This is a genomic window from Halomonas urumqiensis (assembly GCF_003028575.1).
GTDB classification, from domain to species: domain Bacteria; phylum Pseudomonadota; class Gammaproteobacteria; order Pseudomonadales; family Halomonadaceae; genus Halomonas; species Halomonas urumqiensis.
On record NZ_PYUD01000002.1, the window covers coordinates 521,372 to 546,171 of the forward strand.

The following is a 24,800-nucleotide window of genomic DNA, read 5'->3' on the forward strand; positions in this document are numbered from 1 at the left end:
GCCGGCCTACCCCTCGAAACCTAGTGGTAAAGTAGTAACAATTGCCAGTATTTTGCCTGAATGTCTGCGGTTGGCTGTGAAGTCGAAGCGTATGTTCTTGATGGCCACCACCGATACCATCGCCCTGGGGGCGTCATGTTCGATGAAGAACGGACCACATCGGCGTTGTTGAACACGCTGTATGACAATGTGACCCAGCCCGATGGCTGGCCTACCTTCCTGCAACAGCTAGCCACCCGATTTGACTCCCCTACCGCCGTCCTGCGTATCACTGATCGCGCGGATCCGGTTGTCTACCAGTCCTTCACGGTCGGTATCACCCAGGGCCTCGATTACGGCCAGGAGGCCGTCACTCTAGATCCCTTTCGGGTACCCCTGGCAACGGGGCCGTTGGGGAAAGTGCACGTAAGTCAGGACATCATTTCGGACCGCGCCTTCGAACGAAGCGATCATTACCAGGTGTTTTTCCGCCCCAACGGGAATTTTTATGCCATGGGGGCCCAATTCGAACGCGATGGCCATGCCGCCATGCATGTCGGGATACATCGGCCATATGACCGGGGAGCGTTTACCGAGCGGGAACGCCTATTGCTGCAAGGCTTCAACCAGCATTTCCGACGTGTGGTGCAACTGACAAGACTGACTCACCAGGTTCAGGCGTCGCTGATGCAGGCTCGCCATGCCCTGGATGCGCTTCCCTTCGGGGTCTTGATGCTGGACGCCGAGTTCCGCTGCCAATGGCTGAATCGGGCTGCGGAGGAGGCATTGGCCACTCACTGTTTTGGGTTGCGGCAGCGCAATGGCCACCTGACCCTCGAGGACGGCAAGCACGCAGCAGGACTCACTCAGGCGGTGCGCACTCTCCGCAAGGGAGAGAGCCACTGCGAGTGCATCCGGCTGAGCGCCCATGGCGCCTCACTGGTACTGATGCGAAACCGCGAAGGAGGTTGGCATGACTCACTGAGTGCCAGCCGAAATGCGGGCGTGATCGCGTTCTTGCTCGACCCGCAGTTGGCCACTCCCCTTGACCATGCGCGGCTACGAAGCCTCTACGGGCTGACTGTGGCGGAGTTGCGCCTTGTCGACCTGTTGATTCGCGGCCTTGACGTCACCGAGGCGAGCGCCTGCCTGCAGGTGTCCGCGCACACCACACGCACACATTTGAAGTCGATCATGCAGAAAACCGATGTCAGTCGCCAAGCGGAACTGATCCGCAAGTTACTGCTGAGTGTGGGAATGATAAATCGCCATGAATGATGCGTTGGATACCGGGATTCTTGCCAGACGAGGTGGTCGTTCATTGGGCTACGTGGATACAGGCCCTCGCGATGGGCCCGTCTGGTTTCACTGCCACGGCATTCCCGGCTCGAGCAAGGAGCGTCTGCTGGCGACCGCGGCGGGGGGAAGCCTGCGGGTGAGACTGATTGCCATCGACCGACCTGGATATGGTGAGTCCGCGCCGATGCCGCGCTATAGCCTGGCCGATCATGCCGATGACGTACTGGCAGTGGCTGAGCATCTCCAGATCGACCACTTCTCCTTGCTGGGCTTTTCGGGAGGCGGCGTGTTTGCCATGGCAACCGCCCAGGCCCTTGCCAGCAGAGTCGAGCGGTTGGCGCTGGTGGGAACGCCTTGTGTCCCGTTGCTGGATGACCCGTTCTCGCATGCTGGAGCGCTGACGGCGGAGGTGTGGCACGCCGCCCTGGAAGACCCCGAGGCCCTGGCGACTCGATTGGCAACCTTGACGGGCGACAGCGACGTGCTGAGTGCCGCCTTGATGGATTCTCTGGGGGATAGGGAGCAGCGCTGCCTGCATACCCCCGGGATTGATGCGGCCTTCACGGATAACCTGGTGGCGGCGATACGCCAGGGTGCCATGGTGGCGGCTGAAAGCATCATCCGGGATACGCGGTTGATGATCCAGGCATGGCCATTTGATCCAGGCGGTATCGCTCCACCCGTGGAGGCTTTCTACGGTGACAGCGACGAGTTGGTGCACCTTGCCCATGGCCGGGCACTGGAGGCGGGTATCAAAGGATGTTCCCTGACGGTGCTGCCGCGCTCCGGGCATTACGATACCTTGATCGATGTCTTCGCGCGCCTGGCTTGCTGTCGGTGACGAACGTGTCGATGACGCACCAGTAAAAAAGCCCTGCGGCGTGTCGGCCACAGGGCTTTGATCGGGTGATCGACCGAGAAGATCAGCTTGTCAGCGTGCTTACTTCTTGCTGGCGCGCTTGCGCTCGTTCTCGGTCAGGTGCTTCTTGCGCAGGCGGATGTGGCTGGGGGTCACTTCCACCAGTTCATCGGAATCCAGGAACTCGATGGCCTGCTCGAGGGTGAACTTGATCGGCGGGGTCAGCACGATGTTCTCGTCGTTGCCCGTGGAGCGCATGTTGTCGAGCTTCTTGCCCTTGGTGGGGTTGACCACCATGTCGTTGGCGCGGTTGTTGATACCCACCAGCATGCCCTCGTAGACCTCGGTGGCATGGTCGATGATCAGCTTGCCGCGCTCCTGCAGGGCGTACAGCGCATAGGCCAGCGCCTTGCCGGGTACCATCGAGACCAGCACACCGTTGCGGCGTTCGATAGAGGCCTCTGGCTTGAGCGGGCCATAGTGGTCAAAGCGGCTGGTGAGGATGCCGGTACCGGAGGTCAGGGTCAGGAATTGCCCACGGAAGCCGATCAGCCCACGTGCGGGGATCATGAAGTCCAGGCGCACGCGGCCCTTGCCGTCCGGGTGCATGTTGGAAAGCTCACCCTTGCGGTAGCCGAGCTCTTCCATGATGGCACCCTGGTGCTGCTCCTCGCAGTCGATGATCACTTCCTCGTAGGGCTCCTGCTTCTCGCCATCGATCTCGCGGATGATCACCTCGGGGCGACCCACCGCCAGCTCGAAACCCTCGCGGCGCATGGTCTCGATCAGCACCGAAAGGTGCAGCTCGCCGCGCCCCGAGACCTTGAATTTCTCCGGGGTTTCGCCCTGCTCGACGCGCAGCGCCACGTTGTGGATCAGCTCCTGCTCGAGGCGGTCCTTGATGTTGCGGCTGGTGACGAACTTGCCATCCTTGCCGGCGAATGGTGAGTCGTTGACCTGGAAGGTCATGGAGACGGTAGGCTCGTCGACCGACAGCGGCGGCAGGGCCTCGACAGCGGCCGGGTCGCACAGGGTGTCGGAAATCGCCAGGTTGTCGATGCCGGTGATGCAGATGATGTCGCCGGCGGTGGCCTCGTCGGTCTGCACGCGTTCCAGGCCCATATGCGTCATTACCTGGCCGATCTTGCCCTTGCGGGTACTGCCTTCCTTGGTGATGATGCTGACCTGCTGGTTGGGCTTCACCGAGCCCCGCGTGATGCGGCCAAGGCCGATGACGCCAACATAGCTGTTGTAGTCCAGCGCGGAGATCTGCATCTGGAACGGACCGTCGAGCTCGACCTTGGGTGGCTCCACGATGTCGACGATGGACTGGAACATGGGCGTCATGTCCTCGGCCAGTTCATCGGGATCCGGCCCGGCGATGCCGTTGAGCGCCGAGCAGTAGATGATCGGGAAGTCGAGCTGCTCGTCGCTGGCGCCGAGGTTGTCGAACAGATCGAAGATCTGGTCGATGACCCAATCGGGGCGCGCGCCGGGGCGGTCGATCTTGTTGACCACCACGATCGGCTTGAGGCCCTGGTCGAAGGCCTTCTGGGTCACGAAGCGGGTCTGCGGCATGGGGCCGTCGACGGCGTCGACAAGCAGCAGCACGGAGTCGACCATCGACATCACGCGCTCGACCTCGCCACCGAAGTCGGCGTGTCCGGGAGTGTCGACGATATTGATGTGGTAGCCGTTTCCGGCAGGATCGGTCCAGCGGATCGCGGTGTTCTTGGCCAGGATGGTGATGCCGCGTTCCTTCTCCTGGTCATTGGAGTCCATGATGCGCTCCTGCCCTTCAGCCTTGCGGTCCAGGGTGCCGGACTGGCTGAGGAGCTTGTCGACCAGGGTGGTCTTGCCGTGGTCGACGTGGGCGATGATGGCAATGTTGCGAAGATTCTCGATCACGACGCGATCCTGCTGGGAAAAATGGGTCCGCATTATAGAGGCAGTAGTGCAACGGCTACCAGCTTTGTCGAGAGTCTCGAGATTCACGAACAAGCGCTATCAGGAATTTCAAGGAGTTGGGAAGTTTTAATCGTTGGCGTTCAGAGCTCGACGGTGCCAGCCTTGTGGTTGAGGCTCGATTCAACCACGCGTGCCCCGCAGGCCCGTAGTCGCTCGAGCAGCTCAGTGAGTGCCGAGTGCTCGAGTTCCGGGTCACAGCCGCCGATACGCTCGAACCACTCCCGGGAGACGCAGAGTGTGTGGTTGAGATCGCCGCGCACCAGGCGGGGTAGCCAGCGGGCAAGAGGGCCACTGGGCGAGGTGGTGAGCGACATCGCATCCTGGCGTTTCTCGGCGACTCGAGCCGCTGCCTTGCTGATACTGGCGGGGTCGGGCTGTTGCCTGGCGGCGGGAAATACCAGCACGTCACTTTGGCAGTGAGACGTGGCGATATTGAGCCGAGTGCCCAGCGCGGCTGGGGCCAGTACGAGATGCTGCACTCCGTGGCGAGCGGCGAGGGAAGCGCGGCGCTGATCGGCGGTATCATCGACAAGCAATATCCCGAAGGTCGGGTCACGCTGGCGGTTCAGGCCTTCAAGCGCGGCGAGCTGACGGGGTAGGTGGGATCCCGACACCCGAGCGTCAAGCAAAATGCAGCCGAGATAGGGTGTCATGCGAGCTCCGGGGGCTAGCCGCCATATCGATAATTGCTGTTTTAGGATGCCTGTGGCTCGCTGCAAGGCGGTGATCCAGGCGAAAGGTGGATTCCTGCTTAGGGAAACACCGCACAAATACCTGCTCGGGCGAATCGCTGCGTTGCGCGGTGCTGGTGCGCCAGCCCGGACACAATCTTCACATATTCACCTATGCTCCGGTTGACTCAAAACCTCCGGTTTCTCGCCCCTTCGAGGCCATCCTTCGGATGTTTGTCGCTCCGCTCGGTGCTGTGCTCCGTGCGCTTCATCTCGCTCTTCGATTTGTTCGGCGCTTCCCTAGAAGCTCACCTTGTAATGAAGTGTAGTGCTAGGTGTCAATTCGTTTCAAAGTCTTTTACAAATGTCGATGCTAAAGGTGAATGCCAGCCACGGATGAATGCGTGCTGGAGTCGGGTGCGTTGTGGAGAGGGATACCTGCTGGAAATCAATGCCAAGGTGGATGAAACGGCGTGGTGCACACCAGCGCGCCCGATGTCGCCGGTAGATGGGTAGCCCAGGCCTCGTTTTGAGCTATTTTGGTGCGCTGGGGTGGCTGTGCGCACCATTATGATGCGTTCGAGCGCGGCCAATACGCCTCTGCATGCCTGGGGATGCTCTGATGGTGCGCATTGGTGCGCAGTCTGAGAGGATGCTAGACGAAAAATCAGTCACTTGGATGAATCATTGGCCTTGATGAGACATTCTGGCACGAGACGTGCATTCTTATGGCCAGCGCCAAGCCAATGCATGGCGGCCGTGGGCAGTGAGCCCACGGCGTGCTACAACATTCGCTGGAATTGACCAGCGCTAGTGATCAACGTCCCTTGTGATCAACAAGCCAGTGATCAACAGCCAAGGACACGAGCCAACCTATCGTCATTTGTGGAGGACACCATGTCTGCCAAGACTCTCGCCCTGATTGAAGAACATGACATCAAGTGGATCGACCTGCGTTTTACCGATACGCGCGGCAAGGAGCAGCATGTCACCATTCCGGCGCGCGACATCGATGAGGAATTTTTCGAGAATGGTCAGATGTTCGACGGTTCCTCCATTTCTGGCTGGAAGGGCATCAACGAGTCGGACATGATCCTGCGCCCTGAAGATGGCAGCGCCTTCCTCGACCCCTTTACCGAAGACGCGACCCTGGTGCTGCGCTGCGATATCATCGAGCCCGCCACCATGCAGGGTTACGAGCGTGATCCGCGCTCCATCGCCAAGCGTGCCGAGGCCTACCTGCAGTCCACGGGGCTTGGCGACACCGCCTTCTTTGGCCCGGAGCCCGAGTTCTTCATCTTCGACGAGGTGCACTGGAAGTCCGATATCGAGGGCTCCATGTACAAGATCACCTCCGAGGAAGGTGCCTGGGCTACTGATCGTGCCATCGAGGGCGGCAACCTGGCGCACCGTCCGCGCGTCAAGGGTGGTTACTTCCCGGTACCGCCGGTGGATAGCTTCCACGACATGCGCGGCGCCATGTGCAACACCCTGGAAGCGATTGGCCAGAGCGTCGAGGTGCACCACCACGAGGTGGCCAACGCCGGTCAGAACGAGATTGGTGTCAAGTTCAACACCCTGGTGAAGAAGGCCGACGAAGTTCAGGAAATGAAGTACGTGATCCACAACGTGGCGCATGCGTACGGCAAGACCGCGACCTTCATGCCCAAGCCCCTGGTGGGTGACAACGGCAGTGGCATGCACGTCCACCAGTCGTTCTGGAAGGATGGCACCAACCAGTTCGCTGGCGACGAGTATGCCGGGCTTTCCGAAATGGCGCTTTACTACATTGGCGGCATCATCAAGCATGCGCGTGCGCTGAACGCCTTCACCAACGCGTCCACCAACTCCTACAAGCGCCTGGTACCGGGCTTCGAGGCGCCGGTGATGCTGGCCTACAGCGCCCGCAACCGCTCCGCGTCCATCCGCATCCCCTATACCGCAAGCCCCAAGGGCAAGCGCGTCGAGGCTCGCTTCCCCGATCCGACCGCCAACCCGTACCTGTGCTTCGCCGCGATGTTGATGGCCGGTATCGATGGCATCAAGAACAAGATCCATCCTGGCGATGCCATGGACAAGAACCTCTATGACCTGCCTCCGGAAGAGGGCAAGCTGGTGCCGACCGTCGCCACCAGCCTCGATCAGGCACTCGAGGCGCTGGACGCGGATCGTGCCTTCCTCACCGAAGGTGGCGTGTTCACCGACGACATGATCGATGCCTACATCGAACTGAAGATGGAAGATGTCGAGCGTATCCGCATGACCACGCATCCGATCGAGTTCGACATGTATTACAGCTGCTGATTGGCTGAAACTGTCGAAAGACGATGCTGTCCACAAGGAGGGTTCCGCCATCGCGGATCCCTCCTTTTTGGTTGGCCACTCTAACGGTCATGACGCAGGGGAGACAGGAATGCGCACGTCACTCATGGTATTGGCGGTGGGACTATCGCTGAGCCTGGCCGCCCAGGCGCAGCAAATCTTCCGGTCGACGGATGCCCAAGGCAACGTGGTGTTCACCGATAACCCCGAGCAGGGCGGTGAAGAGGTCGAGTTGACCCCCTTGACCGTGGTGCCCTCCCGGGGTGAGGTGCGGGCGGAAAGCCAACCGCGCGTGCAGTCCGGGGCGTCCGTGACGAGCTCGCCAGGGCAGCCGTTCATGCCCTACGACAGCTTTCGTCTGCTCTCGCCAAGTCATGAGCAGGGAATTCCCGTGGGCCAGGGAGGCAATGTCCAAGTGGAGTTGGGTATCGAGCCTGAGCTGCGCGAGGATCATCGGGTACGCCTGCTGGTGGATGGCCAGGTCAGCCAATCGGAGATGCACACCACGGTCTTCATGGTCGCCAACATGAATCCCGGCGAGCACGTGCTGCAGGCCGAGTTGCTGGATGCAACGGGAGAGGTGCGTCATCGCACGTCGCCGGTCACCATCTATGTGCAGCGTGCCAACGTCAATCGCCCAAGCAGCTCGGGTTAGCTGCCCCCTCGCCGGGCACCCTGGCCGTTGTGCACGGACGGAAGTCTCAGGCCTTGTCATGACGGTCAACCTCATGCCCGCCCTTATCACCATGACCGCCCGTATGGACAAGGCATTCCTTATTCGCCATGGCCCTCCCAGGCCGGAAGTGATCGGCCTGATGGCGCCCAGGCACCTAGTGAAAGGCGTGCCCGGGCCTCCGGCGGCGTCGATTCCGCGCCTTCCGAAGACGATATGTCGCCACGCCAGCGGGCCACCCGTCCTGCCGAGGAGTGATCCTGACTGGCGCCTTCTCGTTTAAGCGCTGTTTCCTGTTTCAGCACTGCTACCGTTGTTAGCAAGGCGACCTTTATCGGCATGGCTCCCTGTTTCTGCACCGCTCTGTTACCGCGCGGCTTCGCGTGTGTGCCTGTTTCGAGCATAAGGCTGCCTCATCGTGCCCCTTGCCTTGCACCGCCTTTAGTCCATGGTGGGTGCATGACGTTTCCGGGTGCACCGTTTTGGCGCATGCTGTCGGTGAGACTGGCACCGAAACATCGCCCCCTGGCGCTTTGTCGGTCTGGCGCGCTTCTTGCAAAACTTACGACAATCGTGGATTCAAGATGGCCCGTTCGATGTACCAACGCTTGATGGAACACCTGACGACGGCGGTGCTGCTGCTGGATGGCAAGCTTCGCTTGAAGTGGATGAACCCGTCCGCCGAAGCGCTGCTGGCCGTCAGTCTCAGTCGCGTTGGCGGGCTGACGCTTACCTCGCTGATGGAAAGCGAGGACAGTCTCGCCGAGGTACTCGGCAAGGCGCGTGACGAGTTCCATCCCTTCACCCAGCGCGAAGCTCGGCTGGCGATGATCGGGGGTGAGCCGATCACCGTCGACTATACCGTCACCCCACTTTCCGACGATGAGCTGCTGCTCGAAATCGAGCCGCGCGACAGGCTGATGCGCATCTCGCGTGAAGAGGCGCTGATGACGCGTCAGGAGACCATCAAGGTGCTGACCAGGGGGCTTGCCCATGAGGTCAAGAACCCCCTGGGCGGTATCCGAGGCGCGGCGCAGCTGCTCGAGCGTGACCTCGAGGACAATGACCTCAAGGAATTCACGCGGATCATCGTTGAGGAAGTCGACCGCCTGCGTGATCTCGTCGACTCGATGCTGGGTCCCAACCGTGTCACCCGCCACGAGCCGCTGAACATTCACAAGGTGCTGGAACGCGTGCGTTCGCTGTTGATCGTCGAGCACCCGCAGGTATGGGTAGAGCGCGACTATGACCCCAGCCTGCCGGATCTTTGCGGTGACGAAGCCCAGATGATCCAGGCCGTGTTGAACGTGGCGCGCAATGCCGTGGAGGCGATGACCGAGGCCGCCATCGAGTCGCCAAGGCTGGTGCTGCGCACCCGCGCACGTCGGCAATTCACTATGGGTGCCGAACGCCATCGACTGGTGTGTGAAGTGGCCATCATCGACAACGGCCCCGGTATCCCACAGTCGCTGCAGGACACGCTGTTCTATCCCATGGTGTCCGGGCGTGCCGATGGCAGTGGCCTGGGGCTGTCGATTGCCCAGGCGATCCTGCACCAGCACCAGGGGCTCATCGAATGCGAGTCCATTCCCGGCCAAACCGAATTTCGACTGCTGATTCCGCTGGAGAAGCGCCATGACTGATGTCGCACGCGTGGTTGTCGTCGACGACGACCGCGCCATACGCTGGGTACTGGAGCGTGCCCTGGCCCAGCCCGACCTCGAGGTGGAGTGCATCGAGCGTGCCGATACCGCACTCAATCGCTTGCTGGACAATCCCCCGGATGTGCTGGTCACCGATATACGCATGCCGGGAATCGATGGCCTGGACCTGATGGCCCGAGTGCGCGAAGCCCACCCGGATCTGCCGGTTATCGTGATGACCGCGCACTCCGATCTGGACAGCGCCGTGGCCTCCTACCAGGGCGGTGCCTTCGAATACCTGCCCAAGCCCTTCGATGTGGACGAGGCGTTGGCGCTGGTGCGGCGCGCCGTGGCCCATGCTCGTGAACGCAAGCGGCCGGTCAGCGTGCCGGAGGGGCTGGATGCCGAGATCATCGGCGAGGCGCCAGCCATGCAGGAGGTGTTTCGCGCCATCGGCCGCCTGTCGCACTCGCACATCACGGTGATGATCAACGGCGAATCGGGCACCGGCAAGGAGCGGGTCGCCCGCGCCCTGCATCAGCACAGCCCGCGTGGCAGTCAGCCGTTCATCGCCCTCAACATGGCGGCGATTCCCCGCGACCTGATCGAATCCGAGCTGTTCGGCCACGAGAAGGGCGCCTTTACCGGCGCCACCGCCCAGCGCCAGGGGCGCTTCGAACAGGCCAATGGTGGCACGCTGTTCCTCGACGAGATCGGGGACATGCCCGCCGAGACCCAGACCCGTCTGCTGCGGGTGCTGGCCGATGGCGAGTTCTACCGCGTCGGCGGTCACACCTCGGTCAAGGTGGACGTGCGAATCATCGCCGCCACCCACCAGAATCTCGAAACCCTGGTCGAAGATGGCCGTTTCCGTGAGGATCTCTTCCACCGCCTCAACGTGATCCGGGTGCACCTGCCCAAGCTCGCCGAGCGCCGCGAGGACATCCCCAGGCTTGCGCGGCATTTTCTCGCCGAGGCGGCCAAGGAGCTCTCCACCGATATCAAGGTGCTGACACCGGAAGCCGAGACCCACCTGACGCGCCTGCCATGGCCTGGCAACGTGCGCCAGCTCGAGAATACCTGCCGCTGGCTGACGGTGATGGCCTCCGGCCGCGAGGTGCTGATCGAAGACCTGCCGCCCGAGTTGCGGGATGCCAGCAGTGGCGAGGCGGTGGCCGGCGATTGGCGGGTCGCCTTCCGTGAGTGGGCTGACCGGGCGTTGGCGGCGGGCCACACGCACCTGCTGGAAGAAGCCGTGCCGGATTTCGAACGCATCCTGATCGAGACCGCTCTGCGCCATACCGGTGGCCGCAAGGGTGAAGCCGCCGAGCTGCTGGGTTGGGGCAGGAATACCTTGACCCGCAAGTTGAAAACTCTGCTGCCCGCGCTGGCCGAGGGCGACTGAATCCCCTTCCTCGGCGACACTCGCACTATTGCTGATCAGCACGCGCCTGCGATAGCTCTGGCCTCCGGGGCTGGGCGCCGTCGCCCGGGGCTGCCAGAATGGGCGTCTCAAGGAGAGATTGCCCATGACGCAGATGAACTGGGAGCGGCTGCTCGACCCGGGCCGCCTGCACGACACGCGCGGCAAGCGCCCCGAAAGTGGCAGCGGCGAGATCGGGCGTAGCCCTTTCCACAAGGACCATGACCGGATTGTCTTCGCCGGCTCCTTTCGCCGCCTGGGGCGCAAGACCCAGGTGCACCCGCTGACCGATAACGATCATATCCACACCCGCCTGACCCACTCCCTGGAAGTGGGGTGCGTGGGCCGCTCGCTGGGGATGATCGTCGGTGAGCTGCTGCGCGACCGGCTGCCAGGCTGGATCACTCCCGCCGATCTCGGCGTGATCGTGCAGGCCGCATGCCTTGGTCACGACATCGGCAACCCACCCTTCGGCCACGCTGGCGAATATGCCATCCGCGATTGGTTCAAGCGTGCCGAGGCAAGCGGCCTGCTCGATGGGCTCGAGGCGCGTGAGCGTGACGATCTGCTGACCTACGAGGGTAATGCCCAGGGCTTCAGGATCGTCACTCAGGTGGAATACAACCAGTTCCGCGGCGGCATGCGCCTGACCACGGCGACCCTGGGCACCCTGCTCAAGTACCCCTGGACCGTGGAATATGGCGGGGCCGCCGGCAAGTTTGGCTGCTACCAGAGCGAGCAGCACTTGCTGGCGGAAGTGGCCAAGCGCCTGGGATTGCTGCCGAATGGCCCCGGTCGCTGGTGCCGGCATCCTCTGGCCTGGCTGGTCGAGGCCGCCGACGATATCTGCTATGCGCTGCTCGATCTCGAGGATGGCCTGGAGATGGGCATTCTGCGCTTCGACGAAGTGGCCGAGATTCTCACCCAGATTGCCGGCGGCGAGCCGGGGGACTATGCCGAGATGCAGCGCCTCGGCGTGTCACAGCGCCGGCGAATCGCGGCGCTGCGCGGCGCGGCCATGGAACGGGCGGTCAATGATGTCGGGGCGGTCTTCGTGCAACACGAGGCGGAGCTGCTCGGCGGGCGGCTGCAGGAGGATCTGCTCGAGCTCTGCCACCCCGACCTCGGCTGGGGGGTCAAGGCGGCCAAGCAACTGGCCCGCGAACGCATCTTCCAGAACGAACGCAAGGCCAAGCTGGAGATCGGTGCCTACACCACGCTTGGCATCCTGCTCGAGGCCTTCATCGGCGCGGCCCATGAGCTGCATCACACCGGTCGCTCGACCTTCAAGCACCAGCGCGTGCTGGCGCTGGTCGGCGAGAACACCCCCCGGCCCTCATGGACGCTCTACGACAGCTACCGGCGCATGCTCGATTTCATCGGCGGCATGACCGATCACTACGCGGTGGACCTGGCCCAGGAGATGGGCGGCCGCTTGCGTGGTGAATGAGCGAGTATGCTCAGGGTGCTGCCTGGCCATCCAGGCGAGAAGCCCGTTCCAGCAGACGCTGGATTACCGCATCGTGGGTGGCGGTGTCCAGCTCGCCAAGTGGCATCTCGGCAAGCGTTGTGGCCAGGCCATCACCACTGACCACCAGCAGGTCGGGCGGGGCTTGGGTAGTTTCCACCTTCCAGCCAGGCAGGGTCAGCACCCCCATGACAGGCACCGGCTTGCCGATGAGTTCCGCCAGCCAGTTGGATAGCCAGCGGGTGACTCGGCGAGTCTTGTCCAGGGGCTGGCGCTCGCTCCAGCCGGGAAAGCGCAAGCGCGTGGGTTCCACGTGCACGAGATCGATCTCCTCGCCCGAGGGAGAGAAGGGGCGGGTGCGGGCGCGGGTTTCCACCACGAAGACGCCATGCGGCGTGACCACCACGTGATCGATGGTTGCCCCGTCGCTTGGCACATCATGGAAGACATAGAAAGGGTGCGCTTCTGGCCGTATTAGCCGCTCGAGTTCCTGGCCTACGGCAAGCTCGCAGGCAAGCCCCAGCTTGAGACGCCGGATACGTTGAAAATCGCGCATCAGCAGGAAGCAGTACACCAATACCAGCACCGAGCAGAGTACGCCGTAGAGTGCCCACTCGATCCAGTCCTGCTCGCTGGCGAACAGCATGCGCCCCATGCCATAGACCAGCGGCGCCAAGGTGACGATGGGGCCCATGGCGCCATTGAGGAACAGCCCGGCGAAGGCACGGTCCAGCCTGTCGCGCAGCGATTGCCCCGGTTCGCGCAGCGGATGAGCGTCGAAGGGTGAGGTGACACTGGCGTCATGCAGGTTACGCAGAGCCAGTACGATCACCGCGGTGGCCGCCAACGGAAACAGGAAGATCAGCGGTAACAGGTATTCCAACCAGGCCATCGGGGCTCCTTGCCCATGCGTTGAGACGATTCGACCATTCTAGACAAGCTTGCCCCGGGGGGGCCATGCTCTTTCGGTGGTCGTGAGTCGTGAGTCGTGAGTCGTGAGTCGTGAGGTGTGAGGAGATCACTGTGGATCAGCAACTGAGTGGCACCGGCGGCGATATCGAGGCGCTGGTGGCCTTCTTCGAACGCCATGCGCGGGTAGCGGTGCTGACCGGGGCCGGTGTCAGTACCGCCAGTGGCATCCCGGACTATCGCGACACCAGCGGTGAGTGGAAGCGCTCGCCGCCGATGCAGCACCAGCAGTTCATGGGCAGCCACGCGGCGCGTCAGCGCTATTGGGCGAGGGCGCTGGTGGGGTTTCGGGTGCTTGGCGAGGCCACCCCCAATCCCGCTCACCATGCGCTGGCCAGGCTCGAGGCGCTGGGCCATGTCAGCGGGGTGATTACCCAGAACGTCGATGGCCTGCATCAGCGGGCCGGCTCCAGGGAGGTGATCGATCTGCATGGGCGTGCCGACCGGGTGCGTTGCATGAGCTGTGACGCCAATCGCATGCGCCATGATCTGCACGCCGAACTGGCGCGCCGCAATCCGCGCTGGTCGACCCTTGGCGCGCGTGCGGCGCCGGATGGCGATGCCGACCTCGAGGCCGATTTCAGCGATTTCCAGGTGCCGGCCTGCACACGCTGCGGCAGTGGCGTATGGAAGCCCGACGTGGTGTTCTTCGGCGACAGCGTGCCCCGCGACACGGTGGAGCGGGCTTTTGCGCTGCTTGAGCATAGCGATGCGCTGCTGGTGGTCGGCTCGTCGTTGATGGTGTTCTCGGGCTTTCGTTTCGCGCGCGCGGCGGCCGCACAGGCAAAGCCGATTGGCTGTCTCAATCTGGGCCGCACCCGCGCCGATTCACTGTATACCCTGAAGCTCGAGGCACCGGTCGAATCGACTCTTTCAGCATTGGCGGTCGCGCTTGATGGCGAGCCCAGTGTCAGCCGCCGGCCAGCTTGACGGTGAACCCGCGGCTCTCCAGTTCCGCCTTGAGCAGGTCGCGGTGATCCCCCTGGATCTCGATCACACCCTCCTTGAGCGAGCCGCCGGTACCGCAACGCTTCTTGAGCGCCTTGGCCAGTGCCTTGAGCTCCGCCTCGGCAAGCGGCACGCCGGAAACCGTCGTTACGCCCTTGCCCTTGCGACCGCTGGTTTCACGGCGAATGCGCACGATCCCATCCAGCCCGGCCAGTCGCTGCTCATCGGCCAGCGCCTCGCAGCGGCACTCGGCGAGAGGTGCGCGGCATTCGGGGCAGATGTCGCCGTGTTCGGTGGAGTAGACCAGGCCGCGCAGCTGATCCTGAAGCGTTGCCATGGCAAGCCTCCTGCTGTGACTGTGGGAACGCATGATAGCGTCTTGAACGGCGTACCGCATGTAAGGTGCGTGCAAGGCGCAGGGCAGGCAGCGGCAGGTGTCGCGAAGTACTCAGCGTGCGTAGGCCTTCAGTGGCACCCTGTCCATGGCGAGCCGCGTGATCACCGTGGGCAACTGGAACATGCTGGTGATCATGATGGCGCCTTCCGGAGTCTCGTCAACATCCGGGAAGCGGTTCAAGTGCACCACGATCATGCCGGCGGCCAGGCCCGCCTTGACGCCGACGATGGCATCCTCGACCACCACGCACTGTTCGGGGGCATAGCCCATGCGTTCGGCGGCATGCAGGTAGAGGCAGGGGTCGGGTTTCCAGCAGTTGGCACTGTAGGCGCTGAACAGGTGGTCACCGAAGATTGCATCGAAGCCGGTGGCGGTAAGCGAGGTGCGGATCTTGTTTTCCGGGCCGTTGGATACTACCCCCATGGGGTAGTGGCTCAAGGCGGCGATGGCTTCGGCGGCGCCGACGATCGGTGATAGCTCGGTGGCCAGGCGGCGATTCAGGTTGGCACGCATTTCCGCTTCGAGGGGTTCGAGCTGGCGCGGGTCGACACTGCCATGGCGCTGTTCGAGGGTGGCGACGATGCGACGAAAGCGAGCGCCTCGGAATTCACCGATGTAGTCGTCGGCCTTGAAAGGCAGGCCTGCCGCGGTAAGTGCCGTTGACATTTCACTGGCAAGCAGGGGTTCGCTGTCCACCAGGGTGCCGTCACAGTCGAAGAGCAAGCAGAGGGGGCGTGTCATTACCTAGCCTCTCGGGCGTGTCAATGAGCGATAAGTTCTACTCCGTAAGTCCTACTATTAAAGACCACATCCGCTTTTTTGTGAACAGTGTTCTTCAACTATATTGGAGGGCCGGCCGACTTATCGCCCCATAATGGAGTAAACAAGCATGACCAGAATAACACGACACCCCGCCGCCCCGCCGGCAGGGAGGGTCGGGATCGTCCATCTTGGCCTCGGTGCCTTTCACCGCGCCCAGCAAGCCGTCTACCTCGAGCGCTATCGACAGCACAGCGGGGATGACGCCTGGGGGATCGCGAGTGCCAACCTGCGCTCGAACGTCGATCTCGTGGACGACCTGCGTCGCGCCGGTCACCGCTATCAGGTGGCCGAATACATCGACAGCGAGACGCTCACCCTGCGCGAGATCGGGGTGATCGAGCAGACCCTGTTCACCGGGTGTGACGCGGATGGCCGCTGGGGGCGTGATCTCGAGACGCTACTGGACCGCATGACCTCCCCCGAGGTGCGCATCGTCACCCTGACCGTCACCGAGAAGGGCTACTTCCTGAACCCTGCCAGTGGCGACCTGCGTCTCGACGATCCGATGATCACCCACGATATCGCCACGCCGACGGCACCTCGCACCGCGCCGGGCCTGCTGGTCGAGGCGCTGGCGCGCCGCCACGTCTTGGACATGGCACCCTTCACGGTACTCTGCTGCGATAACATGCCGGACAATGGCAAGCGGACCCGCAACGCAGTGGTACAACTCGCGGCAAGGCGCGATGCCGGGCTCGCCGAGTGGATCGAGCGTGAGGTGGCCTTCCCCTGCAGCATGGTCGACCGCATCGTGCCGGCCATGACCGAGGCCGATGTCGCGCGTCTTGCCGAGCTCGGCATCGATGATCCCAATGCCGTGGTCTGCGAATCCTTCGCCCAGTGGGTGGTCGAGGATGACTTCCCCCAGGGGCGGCCGGATTGGGATGCCGTGGGTGTGGAAACCGTCGCCGATGTCGCGCCTTTCGAGACCATGAAGCTGCGCATGCTCAACGGCAGCCACTCGCTGCTTGCCTACCTGGGTGCGCTTGCCGGCATCGAGACGGTATTCGACGCGGTGAGCCGGGACGAGCTGACGGCGTTGCTGCGCCGCTACATGCTCGAGGAAGCCGCCCCTACGCTGGAAATGCCCCAGGGCACTGATGTGGACGCCTACGCCAAGTCGCTGCTGGCTCGCTTCGGCAACGACAGCCTGCGTCATCGCTTGCAGCAGATCGCCATGGACGGTAGCCAGAAGCTGCCCCAGCGCTGGCTGGCGGGCACCCTGGCCCGGGTCCGGGCGGACGAGCCCACGGGGTGTGTCGCGTTGGGCATGGCGGCATGGATTCGCTATACCGCCGGCCATGATTTCGATGGAAATCGCTACCCGGTCGATGACCCGCTGGCGCCGCGCTTCGCGGCCCTGCATGCCGACCATGGCCAGTCCGACGACACCTTGGTGAACGCCTTCCTTGCCATGGATGACGTGGTGCCGCCCGAGCTTGCCGCCACACCCACCTTCGCCAATGCGGTGCTGGACGCTTACCGCACCCTGGCTCAGGACGGCCTTGCCGGTGCCCTGGCAGCATTGGATATCCGCTGAGATACCGACAGGTACGCGTTGCCCCCGATGGCTTGAATGCGAGGGTCAGCGCGCCAGCCATCCTCCATCGACAGCCAGTGCGTGGCCGTTGACGTAGGCGGCTGCATCCGAGCACAGGAACACCAGGGCGCCACCCAGGTCTTCCGGCGAGCCCCAACGCCCGGCGGGAATGCGGCCGAGAATCTCGGCGCTGCGCTGCGGATCATCACGCAGCGCCTGGGTGTTGTCGGTGGCCATGTAGCCCGGGGCGATGGCGTTGGCGGTGATGCCATGGGCCGCCCACTCGTTGGCCATCAGCCGGGTTAGGCCGAGCAGCCCGCTTTTGCTGGCGGTATAGGAGGGCACACGAATGCCCCCCTGGAAGGAGAGCACCGAGGCGATATTGACGATCCGCCCCGCGGCCTCTCGGTCCACCAGGTGACGAGCGACCTGCTGGGCGAGGAAGAACGCCGCCTTGAGGTTGACGTTGATGACGTCGTCCCAGTCCTGTTCACTGAACTCGAGGGCGGGCGCGCGGCGGATGGTGCCTGCGTTGTTGACCAGAATATCGAGCTTGCCGGCCTGCGCGATTGCCCGGGTGACGATGTCGCCAGGCGCAGTGCGGCCAAGCTGTGTTTCGACATCGAAGAAGCGGCGGCCATGGGCCTCGACACGCTCCCGGGTCGTGTCGGCCGATGTACGGTTGACGCCGACCACATCGGCGCCGGCCTCGGCGAGCGCCACAGCCATGGCCTGGCCGAGACCCTTGTTGCAGCCGGTGACCATGGCCACGCGGCCAGAGAGGGAAAAGGGGTTCATGGGGCCTCCTTCAGCTGGCTTGGTGAGTTCAAACCGGCGATCACGCCAGGCAACTCGCTGGCGTGGCGAATGCCGATGGCGCCCTGGGGTGTGGCTTCCTCGTCGGGAAAGTGATTGAGGTGCACGACCCGCATGCCCGCGGCAAGCCCCGCCGACACACCGACAGCGGCATCGTCGATCACCACGCAGCGCTCGGGCGCATGGCCCATGGCCTTGGCGGCCGCCAGGAACAGCCCCGGGTCGGGCTTCCAGGTGCCCAGGGTATAGGCGCTGAACAGGTTGTCGCCGAAGTGCTCGGCAAGCCCGCTGCTCTGCATGGCGCAGCGGATCTTGCGCTCGGGGCCGTTGGAGGCCACCGCCATGGGGTGCCCGGCAAGTGCCGCGAGCGCCTCGGGAATACCGGCGACAGGCTTGAGTTCTGCGCGCATGCGCTCCTCCATCAGGTCGCGCATGGTGCTTTCGACAACCGCGAACTGGCCTTCGCCAAGCACGCCATGGCGTGCTTCCAGCGTCTCGATGATCGACTGGAAGCGCACGCCGCGAAACTCTTCCATGTATTGGTCGGCAGTGAACGGCAGGCCGTGGCTTGGCAGCAGCTCGCCCATCACCTCGGCCAGCAGGATCTCGCTGTCGACCAGGGTGCCGTCGGAGTCGAAGAGCAGGCAGAGCGGTGGGGTCATGGTGGCCTCATAGTCTGGGAGATGATTCGGTAGATAGTCCGGGAGATAGGTCGCCGGCCCATCTTAGCAGGGCCGGCGATGCCGGGTGGTCTAGTGGTCCAGTCTCAGACGAAGTCCGGCACCAGGAGCCGGGGAATCGCCAGGACCAACTGGGGATAGACGATCAGCAGCAGGATGACCCCGAGCATCACCGCCAGGTAGAGCAAGGTGGTGCCCAGTGCCTTGAGCAGCGGGATGCCTCCGATCTTGGCCGAGATCATCAAGCACAGACCGTAGGGTGGCGTGATCAACCCCAGGCCCAGGGCCATCACGCCGATCACCCCGAACTGTACTGGGTGGATACCTGCCTGCATGGCCAGCGGCTGGAAGATCGGTGCCATGATTGCCATGGCCGGCAAGGAGTCCATGAATGTGCCGATCACCAGCATTACCAGGGTCATGATCAGCAGCAGCACGATGGGGTCGGTGATGTTCACCCCGGCCATCAGCTTGGGCGGAATCTGGTAGAAGCTGATCAGGTAACCGAAGATCGCCGCCCCCACCAGGCTGAACAGCGACAGTGAACAGAGCCGCACCGTGGCGGTGGAGGCGTCGAGCACATCGCGCAGGCGCAGCTCCCGGTAGATCAGAAAGCCAAGCGCCAGGGCGTAGAGCACGGCGATCATCGCCGCTTCGGTGGGGGTGACGATCCCCAGGGTGATGCCGCCGATGATCACCACTGGGATGCCGGCGGCCATCAGACCATCCTTGCCGGAATGCAGCAGCTCTCTGAAGGAGGCGCGCTTCCTGACCGGTACCTGGTAGCGGCGTACATAGCCCAGGTTGAGGGCGAGCTGGGCCATGCCGATCATGATGCCAGGAAGGATGCCGCCCAGGAAGAGACCGGCGATGGAGGTATTGGTCAAGGCGCCCCAGACGATCATGTTGATCGAGGGCGGGATGATGATGCCCATCACCGAGGAAGCGGCGGTCACCGCCACGGCGAAGTGCGTCGGATAGCCCTCGCGTTTCATGGCCGGTATCAGCACCGTGCCCACACCGGCGCTGTCGGCGGTGGAGGAGCCCGAAACGCCGGCGAACAACATGCTGACCATGACGTTGACGTGGGCCAGGGCGCCCTTGAAGTGGCCCACCAGCAGCATGCACAGGGTGATCAGGCGGTCGGTGATGCGCGCGGCGTTCATCAGATTGCCGGCCAGCAGGAACAGCGGCACGGCCAGCAGCACGAAGGAGTCCATGCCGTTGTACATACGCTGGAACATGACCCAGTGGGTGAGCCGTGGGTCGAGCCAGATCACCCCGAAGGCGGTCAGGATCAGTGCCATGGCAATAGGCACGCCGGCGATGATCAGTACACCGAGCAGGGCGAAGAGCAGCCAGGGAAGCAGGAAGACCCAATCCATCGACAGCATCAGGAGCGTCCTCCGGGCGGGGATGAGCGAGAACTCGGGTTCAAGGGATCGCCCTCATGGGGGGTGTGGTCGAGGACCTCGTCGATCTCGTTGGGGGTGTTGAGCGCGTCTTCCATGTCGCCCATGCCGTGCAGGGTGGTGTGCAGCAGGCGCTGGAGGCTGAACAGCATCATGAAGGCGCCGCTGACGGCGAAGGTGGAGTAAACGAAGACCATCGACAGGCCCGAGGCGGTAGCATTGCGGCGCAGTCCCGATGCGGCGAATTCCTGGCCAAGGAACAGGAAGATCACCCCGATCGCAAGGCACGCGAGGTCGCGGATCAAGCGGGTGGCGAGGTCGGCACGCGAGCCGCGGGGGAAGGCCTCGAGAACGAAATGGTCGGCGTGAAGAACGCCTACGGCGGCCCCCAGCATCACCATCCACTGGAACGCGAAGCGACTGAACTCCTCGGTCCAGTAGAGGCGTGGCATGAAGGGCAGGTTGCGGCTTGCCACCTGGTAGATGATCAGCACGATGAAGGTGAATACCAAGGCCAGCAGCACCACGTGCAGCAGGCGCTCCAGGAGGCGATTGAGCCGGGCCAGGCCATGAAGCAGCAGGGACATGGCGGTTACCTGTCTAGGGGGGTGAGGGTGAAGTCGGCGCCCGCGCCGGTCGGGCGGGCGCCGGGCCGATTCATTCGGCGTCGACGATCATGCGGTGCAGTTCGGTGAGGTTCATCTCTTCGATGACACTCTCCAGCGGGCCGGCCACGGTCTCCATCATGGTTTCGCGGTCGAGCTCGTGCAGAGTGGCACCCTCCTCGACCAGCAGGTCGAGAGCCTCTGCGTCCTGCTCCAGCTGCACCTGGCGGGCGTAGCCGGCGGACTCCTCGGCGGCACTCATCACCATTTCCTGCTGTTCCTCGGAGAGCCGGTCCCAGGACATCTGCGACATGGTCAGCAGGCGCACCGTGATGTCGTGCTCGGAGAGGCCGATGTGCGGGGCCACCTCATGAAAGCGCATGCGGTGGATCCACTCGGCTTCGTTGAGCAGGCCGTCGATGGCGCCTACCTGAAGGCCGGTGTAGATCTCCTCCCACTCCATCACCGTCGGGTCGGCGCCCAGTGCCCCCCAGGCGGTGATCAGCGGCTTGGTCGGGTTGGTGCGCAGCTTCAGGCCCTCCAGGTCGTCGAGGCTCTCGAGGGGCTCGGTGCTGACGATCTGGCGCTTGCCACCGCCGTAGAAGGCGAGGATGCGCACGTCTGTCTCGTCACTGATGCGGTCGGCGATTTCGCGTCCCACTTCGCCGTCGAGCACGGTCTGCCAGTGCTCCTCGTCGCGGTACAGGAAGGGGATGGAGAAGACGTTGGCCACGGGCGAGAAGTCGGTGATCAGGCCGGGGTTGATGATTGACACGTCCAGGGCGCCGGCCATCTGCTGCTCGAACATCTCGGTCTCGTGGCCGAGCACCGAGTTGCCGAGAATCTCCACGCCGATCTCGCCGTCGCTGGCTTCGGCGAGCAGTTCCTTGAAGCGCTCGGCCCCCAGATGGTAGGCGGTATCCTCGGTGCCGCCGTGGCCGAAGCGCAGGTCGACGGCCTGGGCCGTGCCGGCGATGCCCATTGCGGTGGCCAGCAGGGCGGTGCTCAGCAGGCCGCGGGCAGTACGGTTTGGATCGATCCATTTCTGAGTCATGATGACTCCTTGTTGTTGTCGCCGCCCAGGGCGGCGGTGGGTGTGGCTGGCGTGGGGCGGAACGCTAGGCGTGCTCCCCGGTGGCAGGTTCGGTCCAGGTCGCGCCCGGCTCGGGCCGGGTGGCTCCGCAGGAGTCGCGAACCTTCAGTCGGGGCGCCAGTACGACCTGTTCCCGCGCGCCCTCTGGATTGGCGATTCGCCGCAACGCCAGGCGTGCGGCCTCCTCGCCGATGGCATGAGGATGGGTGGCGACACTGGTCAGTGCCGGCTCACCCAGGGAGGCTTCCTCGACATCGTCGGTGCCGATCACCGCGCAGTCGGCACCGGGTACCAGACCCAGGCGCCTCAAGCCCAGCATGGCGCCGAAGGCTACCAGGTCGTTATGGCAGACCACGGCGCTGGGCGCCGGCGATTCGGCCATCAGTTGCTGGATCATGGCGACGCCATCGCGGCGGGTCACGGTGGAGCGCAGCAGGCGCTGGTAGGTGAGCCCGTGGCGCTCCAGCGATTCCCGGTAGCCCTGCCAGCGCTCGCGGGTCGCCGAGTGCTCGTAGTGGCCGCCGAGAAAGGCAATACGCCGGTGGCCGAGGGCCACCAGGTGGTCCATGGCCTGGCAGACCCCCTGATGGAAGTCGGTGCCGGCGTAGTCGAAGGGCGGCTCGCCCACATGGCGCAGCACCTGGATGCAGGGCATGCCCCAGCCGGAGAGGGTGTTGATCAGCCCGGGGTCGGTGCCTTCCGCAGGGCACAGCAGGATGCCGTCCACGCGGTGCTCGCGCATGCGTTCCAGAAAGCGTTGCTGGCGTGCCGGGGAGTCCTCGCTGTTGGCCAGGAAGGAGACGTAGCCCTCGCGGTTCAGGGCGGCATCGATGCCGGCCACCATGGCGCCGAAGAAGGGGTTGGCGATGTCGTAGACCACCACCCCAAGGGTCGATGTGCGGCTGCCGCGCAGCGCGGCCGCGCCTCGGTTGTAGACATACCCCAGGGTCTTGATCGAACGCTGCACCTTCGACCGGGTGCGCTCGGCCACCAGAGGGCTCTCGCGCAGCACCAGCGACACCGTGGAGCGGGACACGCCGGCGTGGGCGGCGATGTCCTGCAGGGTGACGCTTGCGGTGTCGCGCTGGCCTTGGCGAGGCGAGGCATCCTGGCGCATGGTGGCTCCGACGTGGTGTTTTTGGATTGATCTAAAACTTAGCCAAGACGACGCCTGCCTACCAATCGTCTTTAGTCTAAGATCGCTCGATCAGGCGTTGTGACGATTCTCCCAGGCATCTTCATTGACCAGGCTGATGGGGCGCTCGCCGGTGAGTGCCAGGATGAGGTTGTCCACCGCCCGCTGGGCCATGGCATCGCGGGTCTCGTGTGTCGCCGAGCCGATGTGAGGCAGGGCGACCACGTTGGCCATGTGCGGCAGGGGCGACTCCGGCGACAGCGGTTCCCGCTCGAAGACGTCGAGACCGGCGGCGCGGATGTGACCCATCTCCAGCGCTTCGATCAGGGCCGCCTCGTCCACTACCGGGCCCCGGGCGATGTTGACCAGGATCGCCGAGGACTTCATGCGGGTTAGCTCGTGGGCGCCGATCAGGTGGCGGGTGGCCTCGGAGAGGGGCACGGTGACGCATACGAAGTCGGACTCGGCGAGCAGTTCGTCGAGTTCGCGGCGCTCGGCACCCAGCTCGGCTTCCAGGGCCGGCTTGGGCGAGGCCATGGCGTAGCGCACCCGCATGCCGAAGCCCAGGGCGCCGCGCCTGGCCACGGCGGCGCCGATGCGTCCGAAGCCCACCATGCCGAGGGTCTTGCCATGCACGTCGCTGCCGAAGTGCTCGGGCCCGATGCTCTTCTGCCAGTCGCCGCGCTTGACGAAGTCGGCCAGTTCCACCACTCGGCGTGCGGTGGCCATGATCAGTGTGAAGCCGGTGTCGGCGGTGGTCTCGGTGAGCACGTCTGGGGTATTGCAGAGCAGGATGCCACGCTGGCTCAGCGCCTCCATGTCATAATTGTCGTAGCCCACCGAGATGCTGGCGATGGCCTCCAGGTTGGGTGCGTTCTCGAGCAGCTCGGCGGAGATCGCCACGCTGGAGCCGATCAGGCCGTGGGCACCGGGCAGGGCGGCCCGGAACTCGGGGTCATCCGCCGAGGCGAGGCCTTTGAACTGCTGGACCTCGAACTCGCGGGACAATTGGGCCATCTGGGCCTCGCTCAGGCGGCCATAGGCCAGGATACGCTTCTTCATGTCGGTCTCCTTCGAGGTTCTCTCATTGCGGGGTGGATGCCAGTTCATTGAGGCGGACGCGGTCGGGCAGGCCCTCCATGTCGCCGCGTACCTGTACCGCCAGGGCGCCAATCAGGTTGCCGCGGCTCAGCGCCTCCCGGGGGGCGAGGCCGTCGAGCAGGGCGCTGATCACCCCCACCGCGAATCCGTCACCGGCGCCTACGGTGTCGATCACCTCGGCCACCGGTACGCCGGGTACGGTGAAGCTGTCCTCGACGCCGCCCAGGCTACCCCGATAGTAGCTGCCTTGTGGACCCAGCTTGATGATCACTGCCCGGGCGCCGCGCTCCAGGTAGAAGTCGGCGATTGCCTCAGGGCTGTCACGGCGGGTCAGCAGACGGCCCTCGGCCAGGCCGGGCATCACCCAGTCGGTGCGCGACGCCAGAGCGTTGAGGGTGTCGCGCATCTCGGCTTCGCTCGCCCACAGGCTGGGTCGCAGGTTGGGGTCGAAAGAGAGGCTGGCGCCGGCGTTTCGTGCCCGCTCGAGGATGGTTTCTGCGAGCTCGCGGCTGCTCGTCGAGAGCGCCGGGGGGATGCCGGTGGCGTGCAGGTGGCGCAGCGCCGAGAAGTCCACATCGTCGGCATCGGTCGGTGCCAGGTGGCTGGCGGCACTGCCACGGCGGAAGTACTCCACGTGGGGATCGGCGCCGCCCTGGGCGAGCTCTTTGAATACCAGGCCGGTGGGATGGTCGGCGTCGGTGCGCAGGTGGCGGCAGTCCAGCCCCTCGACTTCCAGGGCACGGCGAATGAAGGTACCGAAGCCATCGTCCCCGACCCGGCTCAACCAGCCCACATGAAAGCCCAACCGGGCCAGGCCGATGGCCACGTTGGTGTCGGCGCCGGCGATACGGCGCTGGAAGTGCTCGACGGCGGCCAGTTCGCCAGGATCATCGGCGACGAACATCGTCATGGCCTCACCGAAGGCGAGAATCTCGGGCGGGGAGGAAGGCTGAGTCATGGCAGTCTCCTGTGGTCGT

General features: G+C 64.1%; 22 protein-coding genes. 9 read left to right on the forward strand and 13 right to left on the reverse strand.

What is annotated here, in order from left to right; translation table 11 throughout:
• Positions 1-135 precede the first annotated feature (135 nt).
• A complete protein-coding gene (locus C6V82_RS09665) occupies positions 136-1,257 on the forward strand; it encodes a helix-turn-helix transcriptional regulator (protein WP_102587743.1) in 1,122 nt (373 codons plus the stop codon).
• Positions 1,250-2,119, forward strand: coding sequence for an alpha/beta fold hydrolase (locus tag C6V82_RS09670; RefSeq protein ID WP_102587744.1), 870 nt, complete (start codon positions 1,250-1,252; stop codon positions 2,117-2,119). The genes C6V82_RS09665 and C6V82_RS09670 overlap by 8 nt, the downstream gene beginning before the upstream one ends.
• A 99-nt stretch (positions 2,120-2,218) precedes the next feature.
• Here the strand turns inward: C6V82_RS09670 and typA are convergent, their stop codons facing one another.
• The gene (gene typA, locus C6V82_RS09675) at positions 2,219-4,045 is read right to left on the reverse strand and encodes a translational GTPase TypA (protein WP_102587745.1); all 1,827 of its coding nucleotides are present in this window, start codon (positions 4,043-4,045) and stop codon (positions 2,219-2,221) included.
• Positions 4,046-4,185: 140 nt separating this feature from the next.
• A complete protein-coding gene (locus C6V82_RS09680; protein ID WP_102587746.1) occupies positions 4,186-4,758 on the reverse strand; it encodes a glycosyltransferase family 2 protein in 573 nt (190 codons plus the stop codon).
• 915 nt (positions 4,759-5,673) lie between these two features.
• Here C6V82_RS09680 and glnA point away from each other — a divergent pair.
• The 5 genes from glnA to C6V82_RS09710 all read left to right on the forward strand — a co-directional run bounded on the left by glnA (position 5,674) and on the right by C6V82_RS09710 (position 12,287).
• Complete coding sequence (glnA, locus tag C6V82_RS09685) at positions 5,674-7,080, forward strand: glutamate--ammonia ligase (protein ID WP_102587747.1); 1,407 nt, start codon at positions 5,674-5,676, stop codon at positions 7,078-7,080.
• A gap of 109 nt (positions 7,081-7,189) precedes the next feature.
• Positions 7,190-7,753: a DUF4124 domain-containing protein gene (locus C6V82_RS09690; protein ID WP_102587748.1), complete on the forward strand. Its 564-nt coding sequence runs from the start codon at positions 7,190-7,192 to the stop codon at positions 7,751-7,753.
• A gap of 614 nt (positions 7,754-8,367) precedes the next feature.
• Positions 8,368-9,414: a nitrogen regulation protein NR(II) gene (gene glnL / locus C6V82_RS09700; protein WP_102587799.1), complete on the forward strand. Its 1,047-nt coding sequence runs from the start codon at positions 8,368-8,370 to the stop codon at positions 9,412-9,414.
• Positions 9,407-10,819, forward strand: a complete 1,413-nt coding sequence (glnG, locus tag C6V82_RS09705) for a nitrogen regulation protein NR(I) (RefSeq protein WP_102587749.1) — start codon at positions 9,407-9,409, stop codon at positions 10,817-10,819. Before glnL ends, glnG begins: the two co-directional genes overlap by 8 nt.
• Positions 10,820-10,943: 124 nt before the next feature.
• Positions 10,944-12,287: a deoxyguanosinetriphosphate triphosphohydrolase gene (locus C6V82_RS09710; RefSeq protein WP_102587750.1), complete on the forward strand. Its 1,344-nt coding sequence runs from the start codon at positions 10,944-10,946 to the stop codon at positions 12,285-12,287.
• A gap of 10 nt (positions 12,288-12,297) precedes the next feature.
• Here the strand turns inward: C6V82_RS09710 and C6V82_RS09715 are convergent, their stop codons facing one another.
• Positions 12,298-13,197, reverse strand: coding sequence for a nuclease-related domain-containing protein (locus C6V82_RS09715; RefSeq protein ID WP_102587751.1), 900 nt, complete (start codon positions 13,195-13,197; stop codon positions 12,298-12,300).
• A gap of 131 nt (positions 13,198-13,328) precedes the next feature.
• Between C6V82_RS09715 and C6V82_RS09720 the strand changes: the two genes are divergently transcribed.
• Positions 13,329-14,204 carry an NAD-dependent protein deacetylase gene (locus C6V82_RS09720; protein WP_102587752.1) on the forward strand — a complete coding sequence of 292 codons (876 nt, stop codon included), beginning with the start codon at positions 13,329-13,331 and terminating at the stop codon, positions 14,202-14,204.
• On the opposite strand, the gene C6V82_RS09725 is transcribed toward C6V82_RS09720, so the two are convergent.
• Entirely contained in the window at positions 14,185-14,559 is a 375-nt protein-coding gene (locus C6V82_RS09725) for a translation initiation factor Sui1 (protein WP_102587753.1), read from the reverse strand. The genes C6V82_RS09720 and C6V82_RS09725 overlap by 20 nt on opposite strands.
• Positions 14,560-14,670: 111 nt before the next feature.
• A complete protein-coding gene (locus tag C6V82_RS09730; protein ID WP_102587754.1) occupies positions 14,671-15,360 on the reverse strand; it encodes an HAD-IA family hydrolase in 690 nt (229 codons plus the stop codon).
• Positions 15,361-15,508: 148 nt separating this feature from the next.
• Between C6V82_RS09730 and C6V82_RS09735 the strand changes: the two genes are divergently transcribed.
• Positions 15,509-16,981, forward strand: coding sequence for a mannitol dehydrogenase family protein (locus C6V82_RS09735; RefSeq protein ID WP_102587755.1), 1,473 nt, complete (start codon positions 15,509-15,511; stop codon positions 16,979-16,981).
• Positions 16,982-17,026: 45 nt separating this feature from the next.
• Here the strand turns inward: C6V82_RS09735 and kduD are convergent, their stop codons facing one another.
• The 8 genes from kduD to C6V82_RS09775 all read right to left on the reverse strand — a co-directional run bounded on the left by kduD (position 17,027) and on the right by C6V82_RS09775 (position 24,781).
• Entirely contained in the window at positions 17,027-17,779 is a 753-nt protein-coding gene (gene kduD, locus C6V82_RS09740; RefSeq protein WP_102587756.1) for a 2-dehydro-3-deoxy-D-gluconate 5-dehydrogenase KduD, read from the reverse strand.
• Positions 17,776-18,459, reverse strand: coding sequence for an HAD family hydrolase (locus C6V82_RS09745; RefSeq protein WP_102587757.1), 684 nt, complete (start codon positions 18,457-18,459; stop codon positions 17,776-17,778). The genes kduD and C6V82_RS09745 overlap by 4 nt, the downstream gene beginning before the upstream one ends.
• A gap of 104 nt (positions 18,460-18,563) precedes the next feature.
• Entirely contained in the window at positions 18,564-19,871 is a 1,308-nt protein-coding gene (locus tag C6V82_RS09750; RefSeq protein WP_102587758.1) for a TRAP transporter large permease, read from the reverse strand.
• The gene (locus C6V82_RS09755; protein WP_102587759.1) at positions 19,871-20,476 is read right to left on the reverse strand and encodes a TRAP transporter small permease; all 606 of its coding nucleotides are present in this window, start codon (positions 20,474-20,476) and stop codon (positions 19,871-19,873) included. Before C6V82_RS09755 ends, C6V82_RS09750 begins: the two co-directional genes overlap by 1 nt.
• A gap of 70 nt (positions 20,477-20,546) precedes the next feature.
• Entirely contained in the window at positions 20,547-21,548 is a 1,002-nt protein-coding gene (locus C6V82_RS09760) for a TRAP transporter substrate-binding protein (RefSeq protein WP_102587760.1), read from the reverse strand.
• A 64-nt stretch (positions 21,549-21,612) separates the two neighbouring features.
• Positions 21,613-22,704: a LacI family DNA-binding transcriptional regulator gene (locus C6V82_RS09765; RefSeq protein WP_102587761.1), complete on the reverse strand. Its 1,092-nt coding sequence runs from the start codon at positions 22,702-22,704 to the stop codon at positions 21,613-21,615.
• Between the two features lie 90 nt (positions 22,705-22,794).
• A complete protein-coding gene (locus C6V82_RS09770) occupies positions 22,795-23,784 on the reverse strand; it encodes a 2-hydroxyacid dehydrogenase (protein WP_102587762.1) in 990 nt (329 codons plus the stop codon).
• Between the two features lie 22 nt (positions 23,785-23,806).
• The gene (locus C6V82_RS09775) at positions 23,807-24,781 is read right to left on the reverse strand and encodes a sugar kinase (protein ID WP_219724492.1); all 975 of its coding nucleotides are present in this window, start codon (positions 24,779-24,781) and stop codon (positions 23,807-23,809) included.
• Positions 24,782-24,800: the final 19 nt, after the last annotated feature.

Bases quoted from the DNA above. Each gene is read 5' to 3' on its own strand.
- glnG (WP_102587749.1), top strand. From the start codon at position 9,407: ATGACTGATGTCGCACGCGTGGTTGTCGTCGACGACGACCGCGCCATA.
- glnA (WP_102587747.1), top strand. From the start codon at position 5,674: ATGTCTGCCAAGACTCTCGCCCTGATTGAAGAACATGACATCAAGTGG.
- C6V82_RS09725 (WP_102587753.1), bottom strand. From the start codon at position 14,559: ATGGCAACGCTTCAGGATCAGCTGCGCGGCCTGGTCTACTCCACCGAA.
- C6V82_RS09680 (WP_102587746.1), bottom strand. From the start codon at position 4,758: ATGACACCCTATCTCGGCTGCATTTTGCTTGACGCTCGGGTGTCGGGA.
- C6V82_RS09665 (WP_102587743.1), top strand. From the start codon at position 136: ATGTTCGATGAAGAACGGACCACATCGGCGTTGTTGAACACGCTGTAT.
- C6V82_RS09760 (WP_102587760.1), bottom strand. From the start codon at position 21,548: ATGACTCAGAAATGGATCGATCCAAACCGTACTGCCCGCGGCCTGCTG.
- C6V82_RS09690 (WP_102587748.1), top strand. From the start codon at position 7,190: ATGCGCACGTCACTCATGGTATTGGCGGTGGGACTATCGCTGAGCCTG.
- C6V82_RS09765 (WP_102587761.1), bottom strand. From the start codon at position 22,704: ATGCGCCAGGATGCCTCGCCTCGCCAAGGCCAGCGCGACACCGCAAGC.
- C6V82_RS09775 (WP_219724492.1), bottom strand. From the start codon at position 24,781: ATGACTCAGCCTTCCTCCCCGCCCGAGATTCTCGCCTTCGGTGAGGCC.
- glnL (WP_102587799.1), top strand. From the start codon at position 8,368: ATGTACCAACGCTTGATGGAACACCTGACGACGGCGGTGCTGCTGCTG.
- C6V82_RS09730 (WP_102587754.1), bottom strand. From the start codon at position 15,360: ATGACACGCCCCCTCTGCTTGCTCTTCGACTGTGACGGCACCCTGGTG.
- C6V82_RS09670 (WP_102587744.1), top strand. From the start codon at position 1,250: ATGAATGATGCGTTGGATACCGGGATTCTTGCCAGACGAGGTGGTCGT.
- kduD (WP_102587756.1), bottom strand. From the start codon at position 17,779: ATGAACCCCTTTTCCCTCTCTGGCCGCGTGGCCATGGTCACCGGCTGC.
- C6V82_RS09715 (WP_102587751.1), bottom strand. From the start codon at position 13,197: ATGGCCTGGTTGGAATACCTGTTACCGCTGATCTTCCTGTTTCCGTTG.
- C6V82_RS09750 (WP_102587758.1), bottom strand. From the start codon at position 19,871: ATGCTGTCGATGGATTGGGTCTTCCTGCTTCCCTGGCTGCTCTTCGCC.
- C6V82_RS09770 (WP_102587762.1), bottom strand. From the start codon at position 23,784: ATGAAGAAGCGTATCCTGGCCTATGGCCGCCTGAGCGAGGCCCAGATG.
- C6V82_RS09745 (WP_102587757.1), bottom strand. From the start codon at position 18,459: ATGACCCCACCGCTCTGCCTGCTCTTCGACTCCGACGGCACCCTGGTC.
- C6V82_RS09735 (WP_102587755.1), top strand. From the start codon at position 15,509: ATGACCAGAATAACACGACACCCCGCCGCCCCGCCGGCAGGGAGGGTC.
- C6V82_RS09710 (WP_102587750.1), top strand. From the start codon at position 10,944: ATGACGCAGATGAACTGGGAGCGGCTGCTCGACCCGGGCCGCCTGCAC.
- C6V82_RS09755 (WP_102587759.1), bottom strand. From the start codon at position 20,476: ATGTCCCTGCTGCTTCATGGCCTGGCCCGGCTCAATCGCCTCCTGGAG.